We start from the raw sequence: 19,945 nt of genomic DNA, 5'->3' as shown, positions 1-19,945 counted from the left end.
CCGTGCCAATCGTGATAAACTCCTCAGCATAAGCCGCAGGCGACAAAAATGCGGCGATTGCGAAGGCTGTGATAGAAGATTTTTTGAGCACTTTGACACTCCTGTTGTCAGTTTTTTTGATCCTTGTGAGAATGGCTGATCCACCCGAAACTTCGTTTGGAATCAGCCATTCAGATGGCAAGGAACTAAGCGAAACCAGACAAGGCGTGTCTATACGGTAGATTACGTATAGGCTGGTGATTCAAAGAGCAGCCACCGCGATACGGCCTAGGTGAAAAGACCGTCTGGATTGACTATTGGACACAACAGCACAGCAACCCTTCCATCAAGATCACTCAGAGCCGGCCCGCAGGCGCAGATCACTGCGTGCGACGCTGGCGCTATGTCTGGCGGGGCTGCAATTCGTAGCGGTGCTGTCCGTGACATTGTCGACTTTTGTCAGCTCGGAAAAAGCCCTGCTACGGCAATCGCGGATTTCTCTGAACGAGGTCAGCGTCAATGTCATTGGCCAGGTGCGGAACTTTCTCAATCCGGCACAGCAAGTATTGGATGCCACCAGGCGGCTGGCGGAAAACGATGTGCTGGATATCAACGACACTTCGGCGCTGGAAAGCCATTTCTTTCAGCAAATTCAGGTGGCTCCGCAATTGGCGGGCATCTATCTGGCGGACCACAGCGGGCGGTTCGTCTATGTCATGCGGACCGAGGAGCCAGGCCGGTATCGCACAAAGGTGATCCCGCCCTTTACCGCTGAACTGACCGAGCATCCGGCAAGTTTTCAGTGGCGCAATGACCGGTTTACCCTTTTGGAAACGGCGCAATCCCAGACAGATACTTATGAGGCGCGCACCCGGCCTTGGTTTAGTATGGTATCCGAGGCGAAGGCCCCGATCTGGACCCAGCCTTATATCTTCTTCACCACCCGTCAGCCGGGGATTACGTATGGGGTGCCGGTTCTGGATGACGAGGGAAACATACGGGCCATTCTGGGGGTGGATATTCAGATTGACGCCCTGTCGGGGTTCTTGCTGGATATCTGGTCAGAGCGCCGCGGGGCCGCGCTGGTTTTGAACGAGGATGGTTCTGTCCTTGCCCACCCAACTCTTGTTCTGATCGACCAGGACGCGGATTTTGACAATCCTGAACTGCCAATGGTGGATCAGATTGACGACGAATTGGCCCGCCAGGCCTTTGGTGCTTTGGCGCAGAGGGGCAGCAGTCAGATCACCGGACCTGTTCATACTGATTTCGAGTTGGACGGTCAGGACTATGTTGCCATGTTGATCGATGTCTCGGAGCCCGGTTTGAACTGGCTGATCGGGCTCTATGCCGCCGAGGATAATTTTATTGGCGAAGTCAAAAAGAACCGGGTGCAAGGGATCTGGATTGCCCTGTCCATTGCGATTCTGACGGGCGCCATCGGTCTGGCGCTGGCGGACCGGATTTATGCCCCTGTGCGCATGTTTGCCAGTCAGACGCGCCGCCTGTCCAGTGGAGAGATCCCGGCCGGAGAAAGCCTGCACAGCCCCTATCGCGAGCTCGAGGATACCGGCGCGGCGCTGGCGCAGCAGGTGAGGCAGCGGCAGCGTTTTGAGGCGGCCTATGGGCGCACTTTTGATTTGGCGTCGCGTGGGATGGCACAGATTTCTCCCGAAACCGGCCGGTTTCTGCGGGTGAATGAGCAGCTTTGCGATATCATGGGGTATCAGCCGGGTGAGCTGGAAAAGATGACGCTGGCTGATATCCTGCCTGCAGATGGCAAGCAGATCGCTGTGACACTCCGCGAAACGCTATTGCAGGATTCTGAGTTTATCGTTGAAAATCCCTTTGTTCGAAAGGATGGGTCGAATATCTGGCTGCGTGTGAACGCGATTTTAATTCGCGACGAAAGTGGCGCGCCAGATCATGCGGTGGCCATTATCGACGACGTCAGTGACCGCAAGCTAGCCGAGGCTGAGGCCAGTCGTCTGAGCCGCGACCTGTCCCATGTGGCACGAGTGAACCTGATGGGGGAAATGGCATCGGGCTTGGCGCATGAGCTGAACCAGCCGCTCAGCGCGATTTCATACAATGTCGATGCGGCCATTATGACGCTGGACGAACTGGGCGAGACGGACCCGGAGTTGACCGAAATTCTCAGCGATGTTGACCGTCAATCGCGTCGTGCCGGTGACATCATTCGTGCCTTGCGCGATATGGTCCGCAAGGACCGGGGGCGGCAAACACCTTTCGAATTGGGGGGCCTAATCGCGCAGACCATCACCCTGATGGAGGCCGAAGCCAAAGCCCATGATTTAGCGCTGAGATATGATCGGGTAGACCTGCCGCCGGTGATCGGAAACCGGACTCAGATCGCTCAGGTTCTCGTGAATTTGCTGCGCAATGCGATCGACGCCTTGGCTCGAGACTCAGCCGGGGTCGGATCTATCGTGATCACTGCACATGCCGCAGAAGATGTTGTCGAAGTCCGGGTCGAAGACAACGGGCCCGGGGTTAGTCCCGATGTGGTACTGTTCAACACCTTCGACACACAAAAGGCCGAAGGCATGGGATTGGGTCTTTCGATCTGTCGCACGATCATCAAGACGAATGGCGGTGAAATCTGGCATGACCCGTCTGTTCTGTCGGGCGCGCGGTTCTGTTTCACCTTGCGGCGCAGCGACCGTTCCGGGAAAGAAGATACATGACCGAATTGACCGTCTATATCATTGATGACGATGATGATGTTCGTATTGCCTTGTCCCGTTCTTTGCGCAGGCGCGGCATGACGGTTGCGCATTTCCCGGATGCTCAGAGCTTTTTGGATCAGGTCGACGCAGATGCTGCTGGATGCCTTGTCCTGGACTACGGGATGCCCGACATGGACGGGCTTGAACTGCAAGATTACCTTGTCCGGCAGGATTCGACCCTTCCGATCATCTTCATCTCGGGGCATGGTGGCATCCCGGAATCTGTCCGTGCCACCAAGGCGGGGGCGATCGACTTTCTGGAAAAACCCTTTGACCTGAGCGTTCTGACAGACCGGATCGCAGTGGCTTGGGAGTTCGGAGAGAAGTTGCGCCAGCAAAAAGCGCGACGGCTGGATCTTGCGGAAAAGCGAGGGCGCCTTACGGATCGGGAAGACGAGGTATTGCAGTATATTCTGCGCAACCCCGGCCGCACCACCAGCAAAGAAATCGCAGCAGAATTGAATATCAGCCCGCGCACGGTCGAAATTCATAGGGGGCGCATTCAACTGAAAGTTGGGGTGAAAACCACAATCGAACTCTATGAGTTGTTTGGTAGATCGCCCTAGAGGTCGAACAAGAAAGCGCCCAGCCTACTGGCGGCCGGGCGCAGGTTCATCTCGACAGATTGACGGTTCGACTTCGGCTTTCGCGATACAAATGCCTCGGCTACGCGCGCATATTTGCACCGTTGGCATCGTATGCAGGTCCCCCCAGAACTTCGGCGTCGTAGAACTCGCCCAGGATTTCCACCTGCAGCTTGGTTCCCGGTGCCGCACTGCCCGAGGCGACATAGCCCATGGCCATCGACTTGCCGACACGGTGGCCGTAACCGCCGGACGAGACATAGCCGACCGCTTCGCCGTCTTTCAGGATCGCTTCGTCGTTTGAGACGTCGATACCGTCCACGTCGATGGTCATGGTGACCAGCTTTCGTGCCACGCCGTCTGCCTTGAACTTCTCGGTCGCTTCCCTGCCTACAAAGTCCTTCTTCCAGTTGATGAAGACATCCATGCCGGATTCGACCGCATTGAAATCAGGGCGGAAATCGGTGGTCCAGACGCCCCAGCCTTTTTCAAGGCGCAGCGACATCAACGCGCGTGCGCCGTACCAGCGATAGCCCAGATCGGCCCCGGCCTCTTCGATCGCCTCGGCCAGACGCAGCAGGTACATCGGCTTGCAGTAGATCTCAAAGCCCAGCTCGCCCGCGAACGAGATACGGTTCAGGATCACCGGCACGCCGCCTACGAAGGTCTGGCGCAGATCGCGGAACTTCAGCGCATCGGCGTTTACGTCGTCGCGGGTTATACGGGCCAGCAGTTCGCGCGATTTGGGGCCTGACAGCGCGATCCCGTGCCAGTCATCCGAGACATTGGCATAGCTCACGTCCGCAGGCAGGTCCGTTTCGAACCAGCGGCGGTGCGCATCCTGCATTGCGCCCGATCCGAACAGCATGAAATGGTCATCGCCCAGACATGCCACGGTCAGGTCACCGTACAGACGGCCTTTTTCGGTCAGCATCGGAGTCAGCGCCAGACGGCCCGGTTTCGGGACATAGCCTGCAAGAGTGCGGTTTAGGTAGTCTCGCGCCCCCGCGCCCTTGAACTCGTGCTTGGCAAAGTTGGCGATCTCAATGCCGCCCACGGCCTCTTGCACGGCTTTTACTTCGCGCGCCACATAGTCGTGGCTGCGGTTCCGCTCGAAAGTCGGGGTTTCATGCGCGTCTTCGGCGTTGTCAGCAAACCACAGCGCGTTTTCCAGGCCAAAGCCCTGACCCATCACCGCCCCCTTTTCGATCAGACGATCATAGAGCGCGGTGGTTTTCTGCATCCGGCCCTTTGGCAGCGTTTCGTTCGGGAAAGTCATCACGAAGCGACGCTCGTAGTTTTCCGAGGACTTGATGGTGCCCCAGTCCGGTGTTGCGAACTCGCCAAAGCGGGCCACGTCCATCGCCCAGACGTCGATCGAGGGCTCGCCGTCGATCATCCATTCGGCCATGGTCAGGCCAACGCCGCCGCCCTGACAGAAACCTGCCATGACGCCCACAGCGACCCAGTAGTTCTTCATGCCCGGAACCGGGCCGATCATCGGGTTGCCATCTGGGCCAAAGGTGAATGGGCCGTTGATGGTGTCCTTGATGCCGGATTCACCGATGGCGGGGATACGCTCGAACGACATTTCCAGACGGTCGGCGATGCGGTCCAGATCGGGTTGCAGCAGCTCGTGGCCGAAATCCCAAGGCGTGCCATCGACCTTCCACGGGGTCGATTTCGGCTCGTAGGTGCCCAGAAGCATGCCGTGGCGTTCCTGACGGAAGTAAATGTTGGCCTCATAGTCGATACCCGCAGGCAGACGACCGGCTTCACCCAGGATCTCCATGCGGTCCCTGATCATCGGGATCGCATCGGTGATCAGATAGTGGTGCTCCATCGGCTGCACCGGCAGGTGGATGCCCGACATATGGCCCACCTCACGCGCCCATAGGCCACCGCAGTTCACGACCTGCTCGGCATTAATGACGCCTTTGGGGGTGGTCAGATCCCAGCTACCATCAGGGCGTTGGGTCATCGACGTCACACCGCAATGGGTGAAGTATTGCGCGCCGTGGTGACGGGCGGATTTCGCAAAGGCGTAGGTCGCGCCTGAGGGGTCCACGTCGCCGTCCTGCTCATCCCAGAGCGCGGCGTGGTAGTGTTTGGGATCGATCAGCGGGTGACGCTCGGCCAGTTCCTGCGGGCTGATGAATTCCTGATGCAGGCCCATGTAACGCGCTTTCGAACGCTCGCGCTTGAGATAATCGTACCATTCCTTGGTCGAGGCCGCGTAGAAACCGCCGGTGATGTGCATGCCGACCGAGTGGCCCGAGGTTTCCTCGATCTCTTTGTACAGATCGATGGTATAGCTTTGCAGGCGCGATATGTTGGGGTCCGAGCTGATCGTGTGGATCTGACCCGCCGCGTGCCAGCTGGAGCCTGAGGTCAGTTCATCGCGTTCCAGCAGGACAACGTCCTTCCAGCCGAACTTGGCCAAGTGGAACAGGATCGAACAGCCTACAACGCCGCCGCCGATAATGACGACTTTGGCATGGGAGGGCAGTTGTTTGCCGGATGTGGTTTCATCTTTTTGAATCTCGGGCATGAGAGGGTCCTGTGTCTTTCGTTTAGCTGGGGAAGGGGGCTGTCTGCCCCCGCCGCGCTGGCGCGCGATTCCCACCGAGGATTTTTTTGGCCAGATGAAGAGATCCCGGTGCTAGTACCAGGCGTCTGGGATTTCTTCTTTGCGCTTGGCAACATAGGCGGCCAGTTCTTCTTTCTTGGCCTCGTCCATCTCAGGCGGCTGGTAGTCGTTCAACATTTGGTTCCAGCGTTCATAGGCGCGGCGGCGCATGTCCTTGGAGCCGCCTTCTTCCCAGCTTTCGACATTTTCGCTGTCGCTCAATCTGGGCTCATAGAACGCGGTCTGGTAGTTTCGCATGGTGTGGGCGCAGCCTAGGAAGTGTCCTCCGGCCTTGACCTCGCCATAGGCGTCGCGTGCAAAGGCCTCGTCACTAGTATCCAGGCCCTGGCTGAGCACTTTCTGGTAAGAGCCGAGACGGTCGGCATCCATGATCAGTTTTTCGAACCCGGTGCACAGGCCACCCTCGAGCCAACCGGCTGAGTGCAGCACGAAGTTGGCTCCGACCAGCATGGTGGAGTGCATGGAATCGGCGGATTCGTAGGCGGCTTGCGCGTCTTCGATCTTGGAGGCGGTCAACGAGCCGCCGCAGCGCAGTGGCAGGCCAGCCCGACGGGCCAGTTGTCCGATCGCATAGTTCGACATCACCGGTTCAGGCATGCCAAAGGTCGGTGCGCCGGATTTCAGCGACATGGATGACAGGAAATTGCCCAAGACAAAGGGCGCGCCGGGGCGCAGCAGTTGCACATAGGCGCAGACCATCATCGCCTCGGCCATGGCCTGTGAGACGCTGGCGGCAGTACTGACAGGACCCATTGCGCCGGACAAGATGAACGGAACCACGATCATGCCTTGGCCGCGAGTCGAATAGACTCGCGCCGCTTCGGTGACAACGCGGTCGACCAGCAGCGGAGAATTCGTGTTCACGTTGCCCATGATGACGCAGTTTTCGCGCATGAAGTCCGCGCCAAAGACAATCTCGGCCATGTCGACACTGTCTTGCGCCCGGCTCATCTCGGTGATTGCGCCCAGATGCGGTTTGTCGCTGAGGGTCATATGCGCAAACATCATGTCCAGGTGGCGCTTGCTGACCGGAACATCGCAGGGCTCGCAGGTGACGAACCCGCCATGATGCAGATATGGGTGCATGTAGGTCAGTTTGACCAGCTTTTCGAACGCGTCGATGTCGCCATAGCGGCGACCGCCCTCAAGGTCGCGTACGAAGGGCGCGCCGTAGACAGGTGCAAAGACCTGATTGCCTTCTCCGATCACCACTGATCGTTCGGGGTTGCGCGCGATTTGGGTAAAGCTCTTAGGTGCCTTGGCGCACAAGCTGCGAATCCATTGTGCGTCGGCCCGCACAATATCCCCTTCGACCCGCGCACCTTCACGTCGCCACAAATCCAGCGCCTGCGGATCGTCGCGAAATGCGATGCCTACATCCTGAAAAATCCAGTCAACCTGTGCCTCAAGCCGCGTCAGGGCCTCTTCGGTCAGAGGGTCGAAAAACGCCAGTTTGCGCTGGATGTATGGGGAGGCCGGAACCGAACCGGGCTCTGAACTGTGGGACCGGGATTGACGCGAACGCCGAGCCATAGTGAATCACTCCATTCTTTTTCGACATATTAAGACCTTGAAATGGCACTGTGATGCTTGAAAAAAAGAATGCGTAGCATAAACAGTATTTATGCAAGAACTCTGGAAACTTCTCGGATCTCCGCGGCATCTCGTGGTATTTGAAGCTGCCGCAAGGCTTCAATCCTTCACGCGGGCTGCGCAAGAGCTTAACGTCCAACAACCGGCGGTCAGTGTCGCGATCCGACGTCTTGAGGAGGGGTTGGGAACGGCGCTTTTTACCCGAAGCCACCGTCAGGTTGTCCTGACCACGGCAGGCGAGAGGTTGCTGGCCGATGTAACCCGCGCTTTTGAACAGCTCGCTCTTTCTGTCTCATCCATCCAACAGCTTGGTCAGACCGGATATGTGACTCTCAGCGCTTCGACGGCTTTCAATAACTATTGGATCATGCCGCGCCTTGCTGACTTGCAGCAGCAACACCCGCAAATTGACCTGAGATTGCAGTCCAGCGACCGGGACCCCGACATCGACGCGGAAAACATCAGTCTTGCAGTGCGGCAGGGGGACGGGAACTGGCTGGAATGCGAAAGCGCCCTGATCGCGCCCGAGGTGATCTATCCGGTTGCATCACCGCGCGTCATGGCGGCGGCTGTTGATCTGCGTAGCTTGCCCAATCTGCTGACCCAGCGCTTGATCCACTTGGAAGAGCCCATTCGTCAACGTCCAAGTTGGCGAGATTGGTTCGCGAATTTTTCGGTCAATACAGCGGTGCCGCAAACGGGTCTGCGTCTCAATGACTATGCTCTGGTCCTTCAGGCTGCTATGGCCGGTGAGGGCTTTGCCTTCGGTTGGAAACACCTGACAGACCGGCTGATTGAGCAAGGTCTGTTGGCGGCCAGACCGGAATGGCAATGGACAACGGGGAAGGGGTTTTACCTTATCTGGTCGAAGAGAAGACCCTTGTCTGATGATGCGCAGAGGGTCAAGGAATGGCTTCTTGCCACCGCGCAAGCAGAAGCCGGATAGACCTGCACAAAAGGGACCGTCTGGCCTTACATCAAATATTTTCCAGTACCTGCTGAAAGAAGCGGGCTGCTATCCCGAAGAGCCGACGCGGAATAGTGTGACCAGTAAACGGAGCCCTCGGCCGTCCACGTTTTGTCCTGAACACTTTGTGCGCTTGACGCAGAAAATACTGTGATATAGCGCAGAAGCGCACCCTTAACGGTTTTGGTGCGCGACCAGGCGGCGATTGAGGCGTTAATGTCCCCACCCCAAAAGTTTGTGTTCTTTCTGACGGATGAGTTTTCGCATCTGGCGTTTTCCTGTGCAGTCGAGCCTTTGCGAATTGCAAACCTGATCAGTGGTAAAGAACTATACGAATGGTCCTTGCGCTCGGAAGATGGGGTATCGGTTACGTCGTCGAACGGGTCTGAAACGCTGGTGGACGGGGATTTTTCTGTCGTCCCGAAATGTCATAGGTTGCTGGTGTTGTCTGGCATCAACATGCGCAATCATGTCAGCCGCCCCTTGTTGGCGGCGCTACGGCGTGAACGCGCAAAAGGAACAGAGATTGGTGCGCTGTGCTCGGGCGCATGGATATTGGCAGAGGCCGGTTTTCTGGACGGTATGAAAGCGGCCATTCATTGGGAATATCACGACAGCTTTATGGAAGAGTTTCCAGATGTGAATCTGGTGCGCAGTGTCTTTGTCGCGGACGAAAAATACATCACTGCCTCTGGGGGTACGGCGACCGCGGACCTGATGCTGCATTTGATCGAAGCGGATCACGGTGAAGACCTTGCCTTGGATGTCGCAGACCAGATGGTCTATGTCGCCGTTCGCAACGCCACCGCTGAACAGCGCGTTTCTTTGCAATCCAGAAATGGGATGCGCAACAAACATCTGGTCGGCGCGATCCGTGTCATGCGCGATCACATCGACGAACCGGTCTCGCCTTCGGTTATTGCAACGCAGCTCGGCATTTCGACCCGCCAACTTGAAAGGTTGTTCGGAAAATACCTGAATTCGACTCCAAAAAAATACTATGTCGAAATGCGCATGGACCGCGCACGGACGCTGTTGTTGCAGACCGAGGATTCGATCACCGATATTGCGTTGGCCTGCGGATATGAAAGCCCCGGTCATTTTTCGAAAGTCTATCGTGCCCATTTTGGCGTTTCGCCTCATGCGCAGCGCAACAAGATAGACTAGCTTCAAACGCCAGGGCCGACCCGGGGCTTCGAAGGTTGATTCGTGTCCCGTGCCCTTGTCGTGTCGCACGCGGCACCATCATGTCGCATCTATCAAATATGCTTCGCTCATTTTGACGCAGCCGCGTTCGGCAACTGCCATATTCTGTGAAAATCCTGGAGAATCCCGATGACCACAGAAACTCGCACCCGTTCCCGCTCTGGCGGTCGTTCTGCCCGGCGGGCCATTCGTACCGCTCCGGTGTTCGACATGCTTCCCGGCTTGACCCGCAACTTGCCGGTTTGTGAAGTCATGGACGGCGCCCAGGTAGAGTTGATCGACAATGCGGCCATGGACATTCTGGAGAATGTCGGTGTCCAGTTCCGCGACCCGATCGCGCTGGACGACTGGAAGAAGGCTGGTGCAAAGGTCGTTGGCGAACTGGTCTATCTGGATCGCAACATGGTGCGCGAGTTGATCGCAACCATCCCGGCGCAGTTTACATATCACGCGCGCGATCCGAAAAAGAATGTGAAGCTGGGCGGCAAGCACTCGGTCTTCGTGCCGATGACCGGCGCGCCCTTCCTGCGAGATCTGGAGGATGTGCGGCGAAACCCGTTGCTGGAAGATCTAGCGATGTTCCACAAGTTCAGCCAGATGATGCCGGCGCTGCACAGCTCGGCCCACCATATTGTCGAGCCCTACGATCACCCGATCAGCCAGCGTCACTTGCGCATCACATATTCGTCCATGAAATATTCCGACAAAATGTTCATGGGTATGACCACTTCGCCCAAAAACGCCGAAGACGTGATGGATATGTGCGCGATCCTGTTCGGCGATGAGTTCATCGACAACAATCCCGTCACCACGGGGAACTGCAATGGCAACAGCCCGCTGGTATGGGATGAAACCATGCTGGGCGCGATGCGCGCTTTCAGCCGACGCAATCAACCCGTTTTGTGCTCGCCCTTTGTGCTGGGTGGCGCAAACACGCCGGCATCCGTTCCCGCCACCGTGGCGCAGCTGACGGCTGAGGCCTTGTCGGCGCTGGCCTATACACAGGTGATCCGCAAGGGGGCCCCGGCGATCTGGGGTCACTATCTGTCGACTGTGTCGATGAAATCCGGCGCGCCGATGGCGGGCACACCCGAGATCAGCCTGATGAACTTCATGATCGGTCAGATGGCGCGGTTCTATGATGTTCCGTGGCGCACCTCGAACACTTTGGGCGGTGCCAAGACCTTTGACGCGCAGGCAGGCTACGAATCCGCAACAACGCTCAGTGCGGTGATCCATGCCGGTGCGAACTATATCTGGCACTCCGCCGGTTGGAACGAGGCGGGAATGCATTGCTCGGTCGCCAAGTTCATCGTCGATGCGGAACAATGCGCCATGGCCTATCGCATGGCAGAAGGCCCCAAATGGCACGACTTCGATCAGGCGCTTGCCGCGGTTCCAGATGTTGGGCCCGGTGGTCACTACTTGGGCCATCCGCACACGCAAGACAATTTCCAGGAGGCGTTCTTCATGCCGGAACTGTTCGACAACAACTCGATCGAGCAATGGCAAGCAGAAGGCAGTGTCGAGATTACCGAACGCGCGTTGAAACACGCCAAAAAACTGTTGGCCGAGTACCAAGAACCCAAATTGGACGAAGCCAAGAACGAAGAGCTATTGGATTACATCGCGCGCCGTGAACGTGAGATCCCTGCAGCTGATGAACTGAACCAGACTTACTGAGAAAAGTCTCTCCCCGTACTGGCCCGCCTCAATAGGCGGGCTTTTTTTCGAGGTGGGAAAACAATGTTGCGGGCAACCGAGCGGATCCGCCCGGCGCCCTGACTATTCTACACGCGCGCGCCATTCCTTCCACCGAAGCACGGCGTTGCCGCCGATTTCTCTGAAGGGTTGCGGTGGCAGTCGTTTTGGTTGAGCTTCTGCCGAGAAGTGCTGTGAGATGGCTGAACTGTGACCGCAGGCGAGTTCTGCCGCCGCGATACCTGTGAGGGTTCCGCGCGCAGTGCCCAGCCCGTTTTGAACGCAGCCGGAATAGACCCCGGTGTCGATTTCGCGGGTGACTGAAACGCCGTTCAGGCTCAGGCACAGGTGACCTGCCCATTGGTACTGCATCTTCATGCCAGCAAGCTGGGGGAAGCGCGCGTCGAATTTGCGCTGCATGACCTTTGAGGCGCGCGTCAGGTCGCGAGCAGTAGCGGTCATGCCGGGTCGTAAGGCGGCGCAGGTTCGGGTGATGATGCGGTTGCCGCCTTGTCCGGTGTCAATCCGGCGCATGGTGGTGCCCATGGGATCGGACGGGGTCACTCCCCAGCGGGGTTGGCCGCCCAGTTTCTCCAACGCATCGCTGCCCAATTCCGGGGTCATCGACGCAAACAGAAACAGATGCATCAAACGGTCGCGCTCGATCCCAAAGCTTTCAAGGTGGCCGTTGACGGTCAGGATCACCATGGGTGCCGTGACGCTGCCTTTCTCTGCCTGCACGCGCCAGTCTTTGCCTTCGCGGGCAAAGCCGGTGACAGGGCTGTTTTCAAAAAGACGCACGCCTTGCCCGACCAGACCGTCCGCCAACCCGCGGATATAACCGGCGGGCTGCAACATCACCGTACCTGACGTGTAAAGCCCTGACGTATAGTGGTGCGAGCCGGTCAGTTCATACATTTGCCGAGCATCCAACGTCTGGCTTTCTTCGCCCAACGATGTCAGGTGCTGCGCATAGCTTTTGTTGTGCGCCTCAGCCGTGTCGCTGACCGCCCCATTGACCTTGCCCGCCGGGTCAAAATAGTTCGGGTCGATTTGATATTCCTTAACGGCCATGCGGGCAAAACGGATCGCTTGTCGGTTCAGATCAATCATCTTGCGATCGTCACCGCTGCCTGCATAGTCGTCCGAGGCCAGATCATGCGGCAGGTCGATCATGAAACCCGAGTTTCTGCCTGCTGCGCCTTCGGCGATCCGACCGGCCTCAATGACCACAACTTTGGCCTCGGGTTGCAACTGTCTGATACGGCGTGCGGCTGTCAGCCCCGCAAAGCCCGCCCCAACAACGACAAAATCAGCAGTCTGGTCCTCGTCCAGCTCCGTCGGCTGAGCTTGCGGACCCAGAATCGTGTTCCAAGCAGCCGGTCCGCGTTGGACCGGCAGGGTTTTAGCGGTGTACCGCGTCAATTCACAGCCTCATCGGCGTCATCGGCAAGATCAATCCAGATGGTTTTCAGCTGGGTATATTGATCATGGGCATGGACCGAGTTGTCGCGGCCGCCAAAGCCCGACTGTTTGTACCCGCCAAACGGGGTCGAGATGTCGCCTTCGCCAAAGCTGTTGACTGTGACAGTCCCAGCCCGCAGGGCGCGGGCACCGCGAATGGCGCGTTTGGCATTGGCGGTGAAGATCGACGCACACAGGCCGTATTCGGTGTCATTTGCGACCGCGATTGCCTCGTCAAAGCCCGAGACTTCGATCACCGACAGAACCGGGCCAAAGATTTCTTCGCGGGCCAGAACGGCATTGTTGTCTGCAACTTCGACAACGGTAGCCTCGACAAAACCGTCCTTGGCGGTGCCGCCGATCAGCACGTTTTCAGCCTGATCCAGATAGCCGCAAACCTTTGTGTAGTGCCCCTCGGACACCAGCGCGCCCATGCGGGTTTCCGGGTCCAACGGGTCACCGATATTCCACTGTTTGGCATGATGCGCGATGCGCTCCAGCAGCTCGGCCTTGACGTCCTTGTGCACGATCAGACGGGACGAGGCCGAGCAGTTCTCGCCCATGTTCCAGAACGCCCCATTGACCAGATGCTGGGCCACGCGGTCCAGGTTTTCTGCATCATCTATCACGATGGCGGGGTTCTTGCCGCCCATTTCAAGCACCACCTCTTTGGCGTTGCTTTCCGCCGAATAGGTCAGGAACCGCTTACCGGTCACGGTCGAGCCGGTGAAGGACACCACGTCGACATCCATGTGGCGGCCAATGGGTTCGCCCACATCGGCCCCGCCGCCGGGAACAATGTTGAGAACACCGGCTGGAACACCGGCCTCCATCGCCAGTTCGGCCACACGCAACGCCGTCAGCGTGGTTTCCGCCGCTGGTTTGATCACCAGCGAACAACCCGCCGCCAGCGCCGGACCGATCTTCCACGCCAACATCAGCAGAGGGAAGTTCCACGGCAGCACAAGGCCGACTACACCGATGGGTTCGCGCACGACCATTGCGATGTGATCGTCAGACGCGGGTGACACCTGATCATAAATCTTGTCGATCGCCTCAGCATGCCACTTCAGACAATGAATCGTCTCGGGCACATCCACCGTTTCGCAATCATAGATGGTCTTACCGCTATCGATGCTTTCCATCACCGCAAGCTCCCGCGCATTGCGGGTCATCAGCTTGCAGAGTCGGATCAGTATGTCCTTGCGTTCGGACGGGTGCAGTTTCGACCAGCGGCCATCGTCAAAGGCTTCGCGCGCCTTTTCGACGGCAAAATCCACATCTTCCGCACCACATGCGGCGATCTCGGCCAGAGTCGCGCCGGTCGCCGGGTTGGTGCTGGTGAAGGTCTTGCCCGAGATCGCCGGACGGAAGCTGCCGTCGATAAAGGCACCGGTGGGCAGGTCCAGACCCGCGGCGATGGATTTATATTCGTCCTGTGTCAGCAAGCTCATGCCTTATCCCTCCGCCACGATGTCAGCGATTTTGCGTTTCAACACGCGCGTGACCTGTTCCAGCGCGCGTTTGTCATCCTTGTTCAGACCCTTCAGCGGCGGGCGCATGATGCCCGCGTCGATACCGTTCATGGTGACGCCGTGCTTGATGGTCTGGATGAACTTTCCACCCTGTTCCAGCACATGCATCAGCGGCAGCATGGCCGACATGATGCGGCGGCCTTTGTCAAAGTTCCCCTGGACCACGCAGGCATTGTACAGCGCCACATGTTCCGCTGGCAGGAAGTTCGACCCACCACAGACCCAGAACGGCGCGCCCCAGGCAAAGAATTCCAGCGCCTGATCGTCCATGCCGCAGCCCAGCTGGATATGCGGATAGTCACGCGCCAGCAGGTGTACCCGGTTGATATCGCCCGAGCTTTCCTTGATGCCGCAGAAGTTGCGGCTGCGACCCACGCGATCCAGAAACTCTTCGCCCATCATGGTGCCGGTTCGGTGCGGATAATTGTACAGCATCACCGGCAGATCAGCCGCCTTGTCGATGGTCAGCGCGTTCAGCGCGTTTTCCCGGTCGGTGGGCACCGAATAGGCCGGGCTGGCCAGCAGGATCGCATCTGCGCCAATCTCACGCCCGCCTGTCGCCAGCGCAATGGAATCCGGCGTCATCATCGCACCGGTGCCGACGACCAGCGGCAGGCGGCCATTCAATCGTTCATGGGTGAACTTCGCCAGCTCCAGGCGCTCGGCCACCGGCTGCGCATAGTTCTCGCCGGTGGACCCGCCCGAGATCAGGCCATGCACACCGTTTTCGATGAGATATTCGATCACATCCGACAGCGCGTCCCAGTTGACGCTGCCATCCTCGTGATATGGGGTCACGACGGGCGTGTAGATCCCTTCAAATTTGAACAGGGGTGTCATTTACATCCTCATGCAGGGGTTTTGCGCGCAAATGATCCAAGCGGTACATCAAGCCCTGCGGGCGTGACGAACAGCTCGATCTGGTCGCGAGACAGGTTCCAATGGTCGATGGCCAGCTGCGCGGCAGCCGCCTCATCGCCCGCCTCGATGGCGGCGATGATGGCATCGTGCTGACTGCTGGCGACTGATAGGTTTTCGGCCATGTGTTGGTCCTGCGGCTGATAAAAGGTCATGCCAATTCTGGCGTGGTCAATCAGCAGTCGCTTGAAGGACGGCAACAGATAGGTGTTATCTGCCATGGTGCCGGTAATCTCGTGGAACAGGTTGTTGGCCATTGCCCGGTCCGCACCCGAACCCGAGCGCAATGCCGTCTTGAAGTCTTCCTGTGCGGCTTTCAAATCGGCAAGTTGAGCAGTTGTGGCATTCTTTGCCGCAAGGCGCAGAATTGCCCCATAAATCATTGGTGCGGCCAGAAAGAAATCACGCAGGGTCGTGTACGACATCCCGGTTACCCGCGCACCGCGGTTTTCGCGAAGCTCCAGATACCCTTCGCCCGCTAACAGTCGGAACACTTCACGCAAGGGCGTGCGGGACAAGTCGAACTCTTCTGACAACGTGGCTTCGTCCAAATCTTCCCCTGGCGTCAGTGCAAGCGTCATCACCGCTGTTTTCAAATGCTCATACAGCTGCGTTTTCTTGCGTCGGGATGCATCTTTCATCTCAGGTCCTCTCATCGCGCGCCCCTGCGATCTGTGAAATCAGAATCGCGACAATGGGGGTTGTCTCTCGGTCAGATACCTTAAAATGCAAGTTGTATACAATTAAAATATTTTATCATCCGCACATAATTTTTGCTCGAAGGTCCAGGTGTAGGCCCTGTGATTGGTCGGCGAGGCCATGGGGCAGGCGTGGCGCGCGATGCGCACCCTGCGGGGTGCAACACTGGCCGTTCAAGACGGTAAAGTCCGGACATACAATTGAGACATGACCCGACATCCCCCTGAGACATAGAAACAGAACAATCATGACATCCGAATTCGATCTTGGATTGTCTGCTCGATGCGGGGCGATCAAACAGGTTTAAATTCTGTCCAATTCAACGCCGTCGGTTTGGGTTCATGCATGGATACAATTGATACAAATAGCGACATCAAATGGAAAAACTGTCATGGTTCTTTAACCTGTTCGCCAGTCGAACGCTCGCAAAGGACGGTGGTTTTGGAAGATTTTGCCCTACGCTCCGAACTTGACGCCAATGCGGCCATTGCCTTGCTGGAAGATGCGTTTTCCGGCGTCGCCTGCGGTATGGCGCTGTTGGATGAAGATCTGAATTTTGTTCTGGTTAACGAGAGCTTTGCGGATATCGCGTTCGGTGGTGAAACTGCATCTCGGTTTAGCGGGAAAGTGGACAAGATACCATTCGAGAACTGGTCTCTGGATCATTTCCAAACCCCGGATGGTTTGGAAGAAGTAGGGCTCAAGGCCGATCTGCGAAGAGCCATTACATCTTGCGAGCAGGGTATGGCATGGAAATTGCGGGACGGGCGACAATTTCAGGCTTCAGCCAAACGCGCCCAAATTGGCGGATATCTGGTCTCGACGACCGAGGTGACACCCCGCGATACGATGGAGGCCGCCGAACGCGCGCGGAACATGTTGCGTGAAGCGGTGGACGCCTTGGATGACGGGATCATGTTGTTCGACAGCGACATGAATCTTGAGGTCTTCAACACCCGCGCCTCTGAGTTCTTTCAAAGAGATGGCAACCGTTTCGAACCAGGCCAGTCGTTCGAGGCGATCTGGCGCCGTCTCGCGCTGGAAGGATTCTGGGTTCTGGAGGACGGCGTCGACCCAGAAGACCGTGCGCGGCTGGCGGTTGAAAACGTGCGAAACGGGGCCAAATACCGCGAAATCCGGCTGTCTGACGGGCGTGAACTGTTGGCCTCGTCGCACAAGACCGATCAGGGCGGGTACCTGCTGGTTTACCGCGATCGCACCGATCAGGCGCGGGTGGAAAACCTTCTGGAAGACGTCATCGAAAACCTGCCCGTGGGCGTCGCGGTCGAAGATGCAGACCATCGCCTGACCCATTGCAATGACGCGTTCAGCCGTTTCTACGGTATTTCGGGTGACGAATTGAAATCGCTATCGCGGGCGGATCGCATCGCCCAATTGTATGACAAGCTCGAGGCCCTGAACGACGTTCCTTGCGACGGCTTCCCGCTAAGCGCCCAACGCTCGATCATGCGCGCCCATAGCGAACAGTTCATCCCTGTTGAGATGAAATTCAGGGACGGGCGCCACATCCTGGCCGAACGTGCCTCGACCACACGGGGCGAGACCATTTTGGTGATGACAGACACGACCTCGCTGAAGGAAGCGCGGGATATGCTGCTGGACGCTTTTCAGGCGCTGGATGAAGGCATGGTGCTGTGCGACGGGGACATGAATTACGTCTTTGGCAATGACGCCTGGAAAAAGATGAATTTCGAAGGGGCTGAGCACATGATCCCCGAGGTCGGAGACAGTGTCGTTGAAAACCTCGCCGCCCTGATCGCCATGGGGCACTACGACATGGGCGGCATGTCGGGCGAGGAATACATGCAGTGGATGATGTCCGAGATGTCCCAGCACGGCAAACGGGCGCATGTGAAGTTCGCCAACGGCCGGCACATCACGGGTTCATCGCACCTGACCTCCTACGGTGGTGCGCTGCTGTTTGTGCGTGACATTACCGAACAGCAAAAGCTGGAAGCTGAACTGGAGCAACAGCGCGAGATCGCGCATCAGAACGAGAAACTTTCGGCTTTGGGCGAGCTTCTGGCTGGGGTCGCGCATGAGCTGAACAACCCTTTATCTGTTGTTTTCGGCTATTCTCAGATGCTGCAGGGCAAAATCAACGACCCGGTCTTGTCGGAACGTGTCGACCTGATCTGCCAGTCTTCGGAACGGGCGGCCAAGATCGTGCGTACTTTCCTGGCCATGGCACGGCAACGTCCTACTAGCATGGAACCCTGCCCGGTCAATGACATCTTGGAAACGGCGCTTGAGGTCTCAAGCTATTCCTTGAAATCCAACGGAACCGAAGTGGTTGTCGATCTGGACGGATCAGATCCCCATGTTACGGGGGATTTCGACCAGCTGGCACAGGTGTTTAGCAACCTGATCGTCAACGCGGGACACGCAGTGCGCAACAAGGGTGCGCGCGGGAAGATCACGGTTCGAACCCGGCATGAAGGCGGGCAGGTGCAGATCGACATTTCGGACAATGGCAACGGCATCCCCAAGGACATCCAGCCACGCATTTTTGAGCCCTTCTTCACCACAAAGGATGTCGGCGAAGGAACCGGGATTGGCCTGGCCTTCAGCCATCGGATCGTTGAAAGCCACGATGGCACTTTGACCGTGGCCTCGACCGTGGGGCAGGGGGCCACATTCACCGTTCGCCTGTTGGCATCGGAAGATGACAGCGTTCTTCTGACTGGTCCCGAGGTTGAACACCTGTCCAGCCGCTCGGTTCTGGTGGTGGATGACGAAGAGGGCGTCGCGCGGCTGATCACCGATTTGCTGACCGAGGCGGGATATACAGTGACCATGTCCACCGATCCGACTGCTGCACTGAAGTTGGCCGAGGCACAACAATTCGATGCGGTGCTGAGCGATTTCAAGATGCCTCAGATGAGCGGTGATACTTTCTATCGCGCTCTGCGGGCTGTTGCCCCGGAAAATGCCGCCCGAACCGGATTTATCACCGGTGACGCGATGAGTACGCAGGTCACAACCTTTTTCAAAACCTCGAAACGCCCCCATATCGAAAAACCCATTATGAAAGATGAGCTGCTGTCCCTGCTGACATCCTTGATCGGAGACTCCACGACATGACCGCCCCTCGAATTGCTATTTGCGATGACGAAGCCCCCCTGCGTCGCATGTTGCACGACCATCTCAGCGAATGTGGATATACCGTGGATCAGGCAGCCAATGCACAGGAATTGGCCGAACTACTGGAGGCCGGAGAGCCCGATCTGATCGTTCTGGATATTCGTATGCCAGGCAAGGATGGCCTGACCGCTTTGCGCGAAATCCGCGAAACCTCGACCGTTCCGGTGATGATGCTGACGGCGGCAGGGGATGTGGTGGACAAGGTGCTGGGACTGGAGTTCGGGGCCGATGACTATCTGGTGAAGCCAGTGGATCTGCGCGAATTGCAGGCCCGCGTCAACGCCGCCCTTCGGCGGAACAAATTTCAGACTGACAAGCAGGAATCGCTGAACAGGTTGTCGGGCACGGTACCTTTTGGAACCTGCCGCCTCGATCTGGATCAGGCCCGGCTTTTTGGTGCCGATGGGCAGGAAATCCCGATCACCGCGATGGAATTCAGCCTGTTGCGGGTTTTTGCAGAAAACCGCGGGCGTGTGCTGAACCGTGACCAGCTGCTGGAACAGGCCCATGATCGCGGGTGGGAGCCTTTCGACCGCTCCGTCGACCTGCGTATCTCTCGGATCAGGCGCAAGGTCGAACACAACCCGACAAAGCCCGAGGCGATCCGAACCGTGCGCGGCATTGGATATGTCTTCAGCTAGAGCGCTGCGGCCATGGTGAACCACACCCGCCGATAAAACGTCAACCCATTGATACAAATGAGACAAACCGCAACATCCTGCTGAGACAGACGG

General features: G+C 57.7%; 13 protein-coding genes. 7 read left to right on the top strand and 6 right to left on the bottom strand.

Going from position 1 to position 19,945, the window contains the following annotated elements; genetic code table 11:
* The first annotated feature begins 296 nt into the window (after positions 1-296).
* On the top strand, positions 297-2,687 hold the full coding sequence (locus GOV80_RS07615) for a sensor histidine kinase (RefSeq protein ID WP_170783655.1): 2,391 nt from the start codon (positions 297-299) through the stop codon (positions 2,685-2,687).
* Positions 2,684-3,295: a response regulator transcription factor gene (locus tag GOV80_RS07610; RefSeq protein WP_170783653.1), complete on the top strand. Its 612-nt coding sequence runs from the start codon at positions 2,684-2,686 to the stop codon at positions 3,293-3,295. Before GOV80_RS07615 ends, GOV80_RS07610 begins: the two co-directional genes overlap by 4 nt.
* A 100-nt stretch (positions 3,296-3,395) precedes the next feature.
* Here the strand turns inward: GOV80_RS07610 and GOV80_RS07605 are convergent, their stop codons facing one another.
* Together GOV80_RS07605 and GOV80_RS07600 are read right to left on the bottom strand one after the other, a co-directional pair.
* The gene (locus GOV80_RS07605; RefSeq protein WP_170783651.1) at positions 3,396-5,864 is read right to left on the bottom strand and encodes a GcvT family protein; all 2,469 of its coding nucleotides are present in this window, start codon (positions 5,862-5,864) and stop codon (positions 3,396-3,398) included.
* Between the two features lie 111 nt (positions 5,865-5,975).
* Positions 5,976-7,496, bottom strand: coding sequence for a trimethylamine methyltransferase family protein (locus GOV80_RS07600; protein ID WP_170783649.1), 1,521 nt, complete (start codon positions 7,494-7,496; stop codon positions 5,976-5,978).
* Positions 7,497-7,629: 133 nt separating this feature from the next.
* Here GOV80_RS07600 and GOV80_RS07595 point away from each other — a divergent pair, with 133 nt between their 5' ends.
* From GOV80_RS07595 to GOV80_RS07585, 3 genes are all read left to right on the top strand, one after another.
* Positions 7,630-8,502: a LysR substrate-binding domain-containing protein gene (locus GOV80_RS07595; RefSeq protein ID WP_331252389.1), complete on the top strand. Its 873-nt coding sequence runs from the start codon at positions 7,630-7,632 to the stop codon at positions 8,500-8,502.
* A 237-nt stretch (positions 8,503-8,739) separates the two neighbouring features.
* Positions 8,740-9,690, top strand: coding sequence for a GlxA family transcriptional regulator (locus tag GOV80_RS07590; RefSeq protein WP_170783644.1), 951 nt, complete (start codon positions 8,740-8,742; stop codon positions 9,688-9,690).
* 168 nt (positions 9,691-9,858) lie between these two features.
* Positions 9,859-11,412: a trimethylamine methyltransferase family protein gene (locus GOV80_RS07585; RefSeq protein WP_170783642.1), complete on the top strand. Its 1,554-nt coding sequence runs from the start codon at positions 9,859-9,861 to the stop codon at positions 11,410-11,412.
* A gap of 102 nt (positions 11,413-11,514) precedes the next feature.
* On the opposite strand, the gene GOV80_RS07580 is transcribed toward GOV80_RS07585, so the two are convergent.
* Genes GOV80_RS07580 through GOV80_RS07565 form a run of 4 tightly spaced genes read right to left on the bottom strand, consistent with a single transcriptional unit; the run spans position 11,515 to position 15,988 of the window.
* Positions 11,515-12,855 (bottom strand): NAD(P)/FAD-dependent oxidoreductase, encoded by a 1,341-nt coding sequence (locus GOV80_RS07580; protein ID WP_170775593.1) that lies wholly within the window; start codon positions 12,853-12,855, stop codon positions 11,515-11,517.
* Positions 12,852-14,348, bottom strand: coding sequence for an aldehyde dehydrogenase (locus tag GOV80_RS07575; RefSeq protein ID WP_170783640.1), 1,497 nt, complete (start codon positions 14,346-14,348; stop codon positions 12,852-12,854). The genes GOV80_RS07580 and GOV80_RS07575 overlap by 4 nt, the downstream gene beginning before the upstream one ends.
* 3 nt (positions 14,349-14,351) lie before the next feature.
* Complete coding sequence (locus GOV80_RS07570; protein WP_170783638.1) at positions 14,352-15,269, bottom strand: dihydrodipicolinate synthase family protein; 918 nt, start codon at positions 15,267-15,269, stop codon at positions 14,352-14,354.
* Between the two features lie 8 nt (positions 15,270-15,277).
* Positions 15,278-15,988 carry a GntR family transcriptional regulator gene (locus GOV80_RS07565; protein WP_170783636.1) on the bottom strand — a complete coding sequence of 237 codons (711 nt, stop codon included), beginning with the start codon at positions 15,986-15,988 and terminating at the stop codon, positions 15,278-15,280.
* A 499-nt stretch (positions 15,989-16,487) separates the two neighbouring features.
* On the opposite strand from GOV80_RS07565, the gene GOV80_RS07560 reads away from it, so the two are divergent.
* Positions 16,488-19,151, top strand: a complete 2,664-nt coding sequence (locus GOV80_RS07560) for a PAS-domain containing protein (RefSeq protein WP_170783634.1) — start codon at positions 16,488-16,490, stop codon at positions 19,149-19,151.
* Positions 19,148-19,852, top strand: coding sequence for a response regulator (locus GOV80_RS07555; RefSeq protein ID WP_170783632.1), 705 nt, complete (start codon positions 19,148-19,150; stop codon positions 19,850-19,852). The genes GOV80_RS07560 and GOV80_RS07555 overlap by 4 nt, the downstream gene beginning before the upstream one ends.
* Positions 19,853-19,945 lie beyond the last annotated feature (93 nt).

It is taken from the genome of Ruegeria lacuscaerulensis, from assembly GCF_013034685.1.
GTDB classification, from domain to species: domain Bacteria; phylum Pseudomonadota; class Alphaproteobacteria; order Rhodobacterales; family Rhodobacteraceae; genus Ruegeria; species Ruegeria lacuscaerulensis_B.
This window is presented reverse-complemented; position numbering and strand designations above follow the sequence as displayed.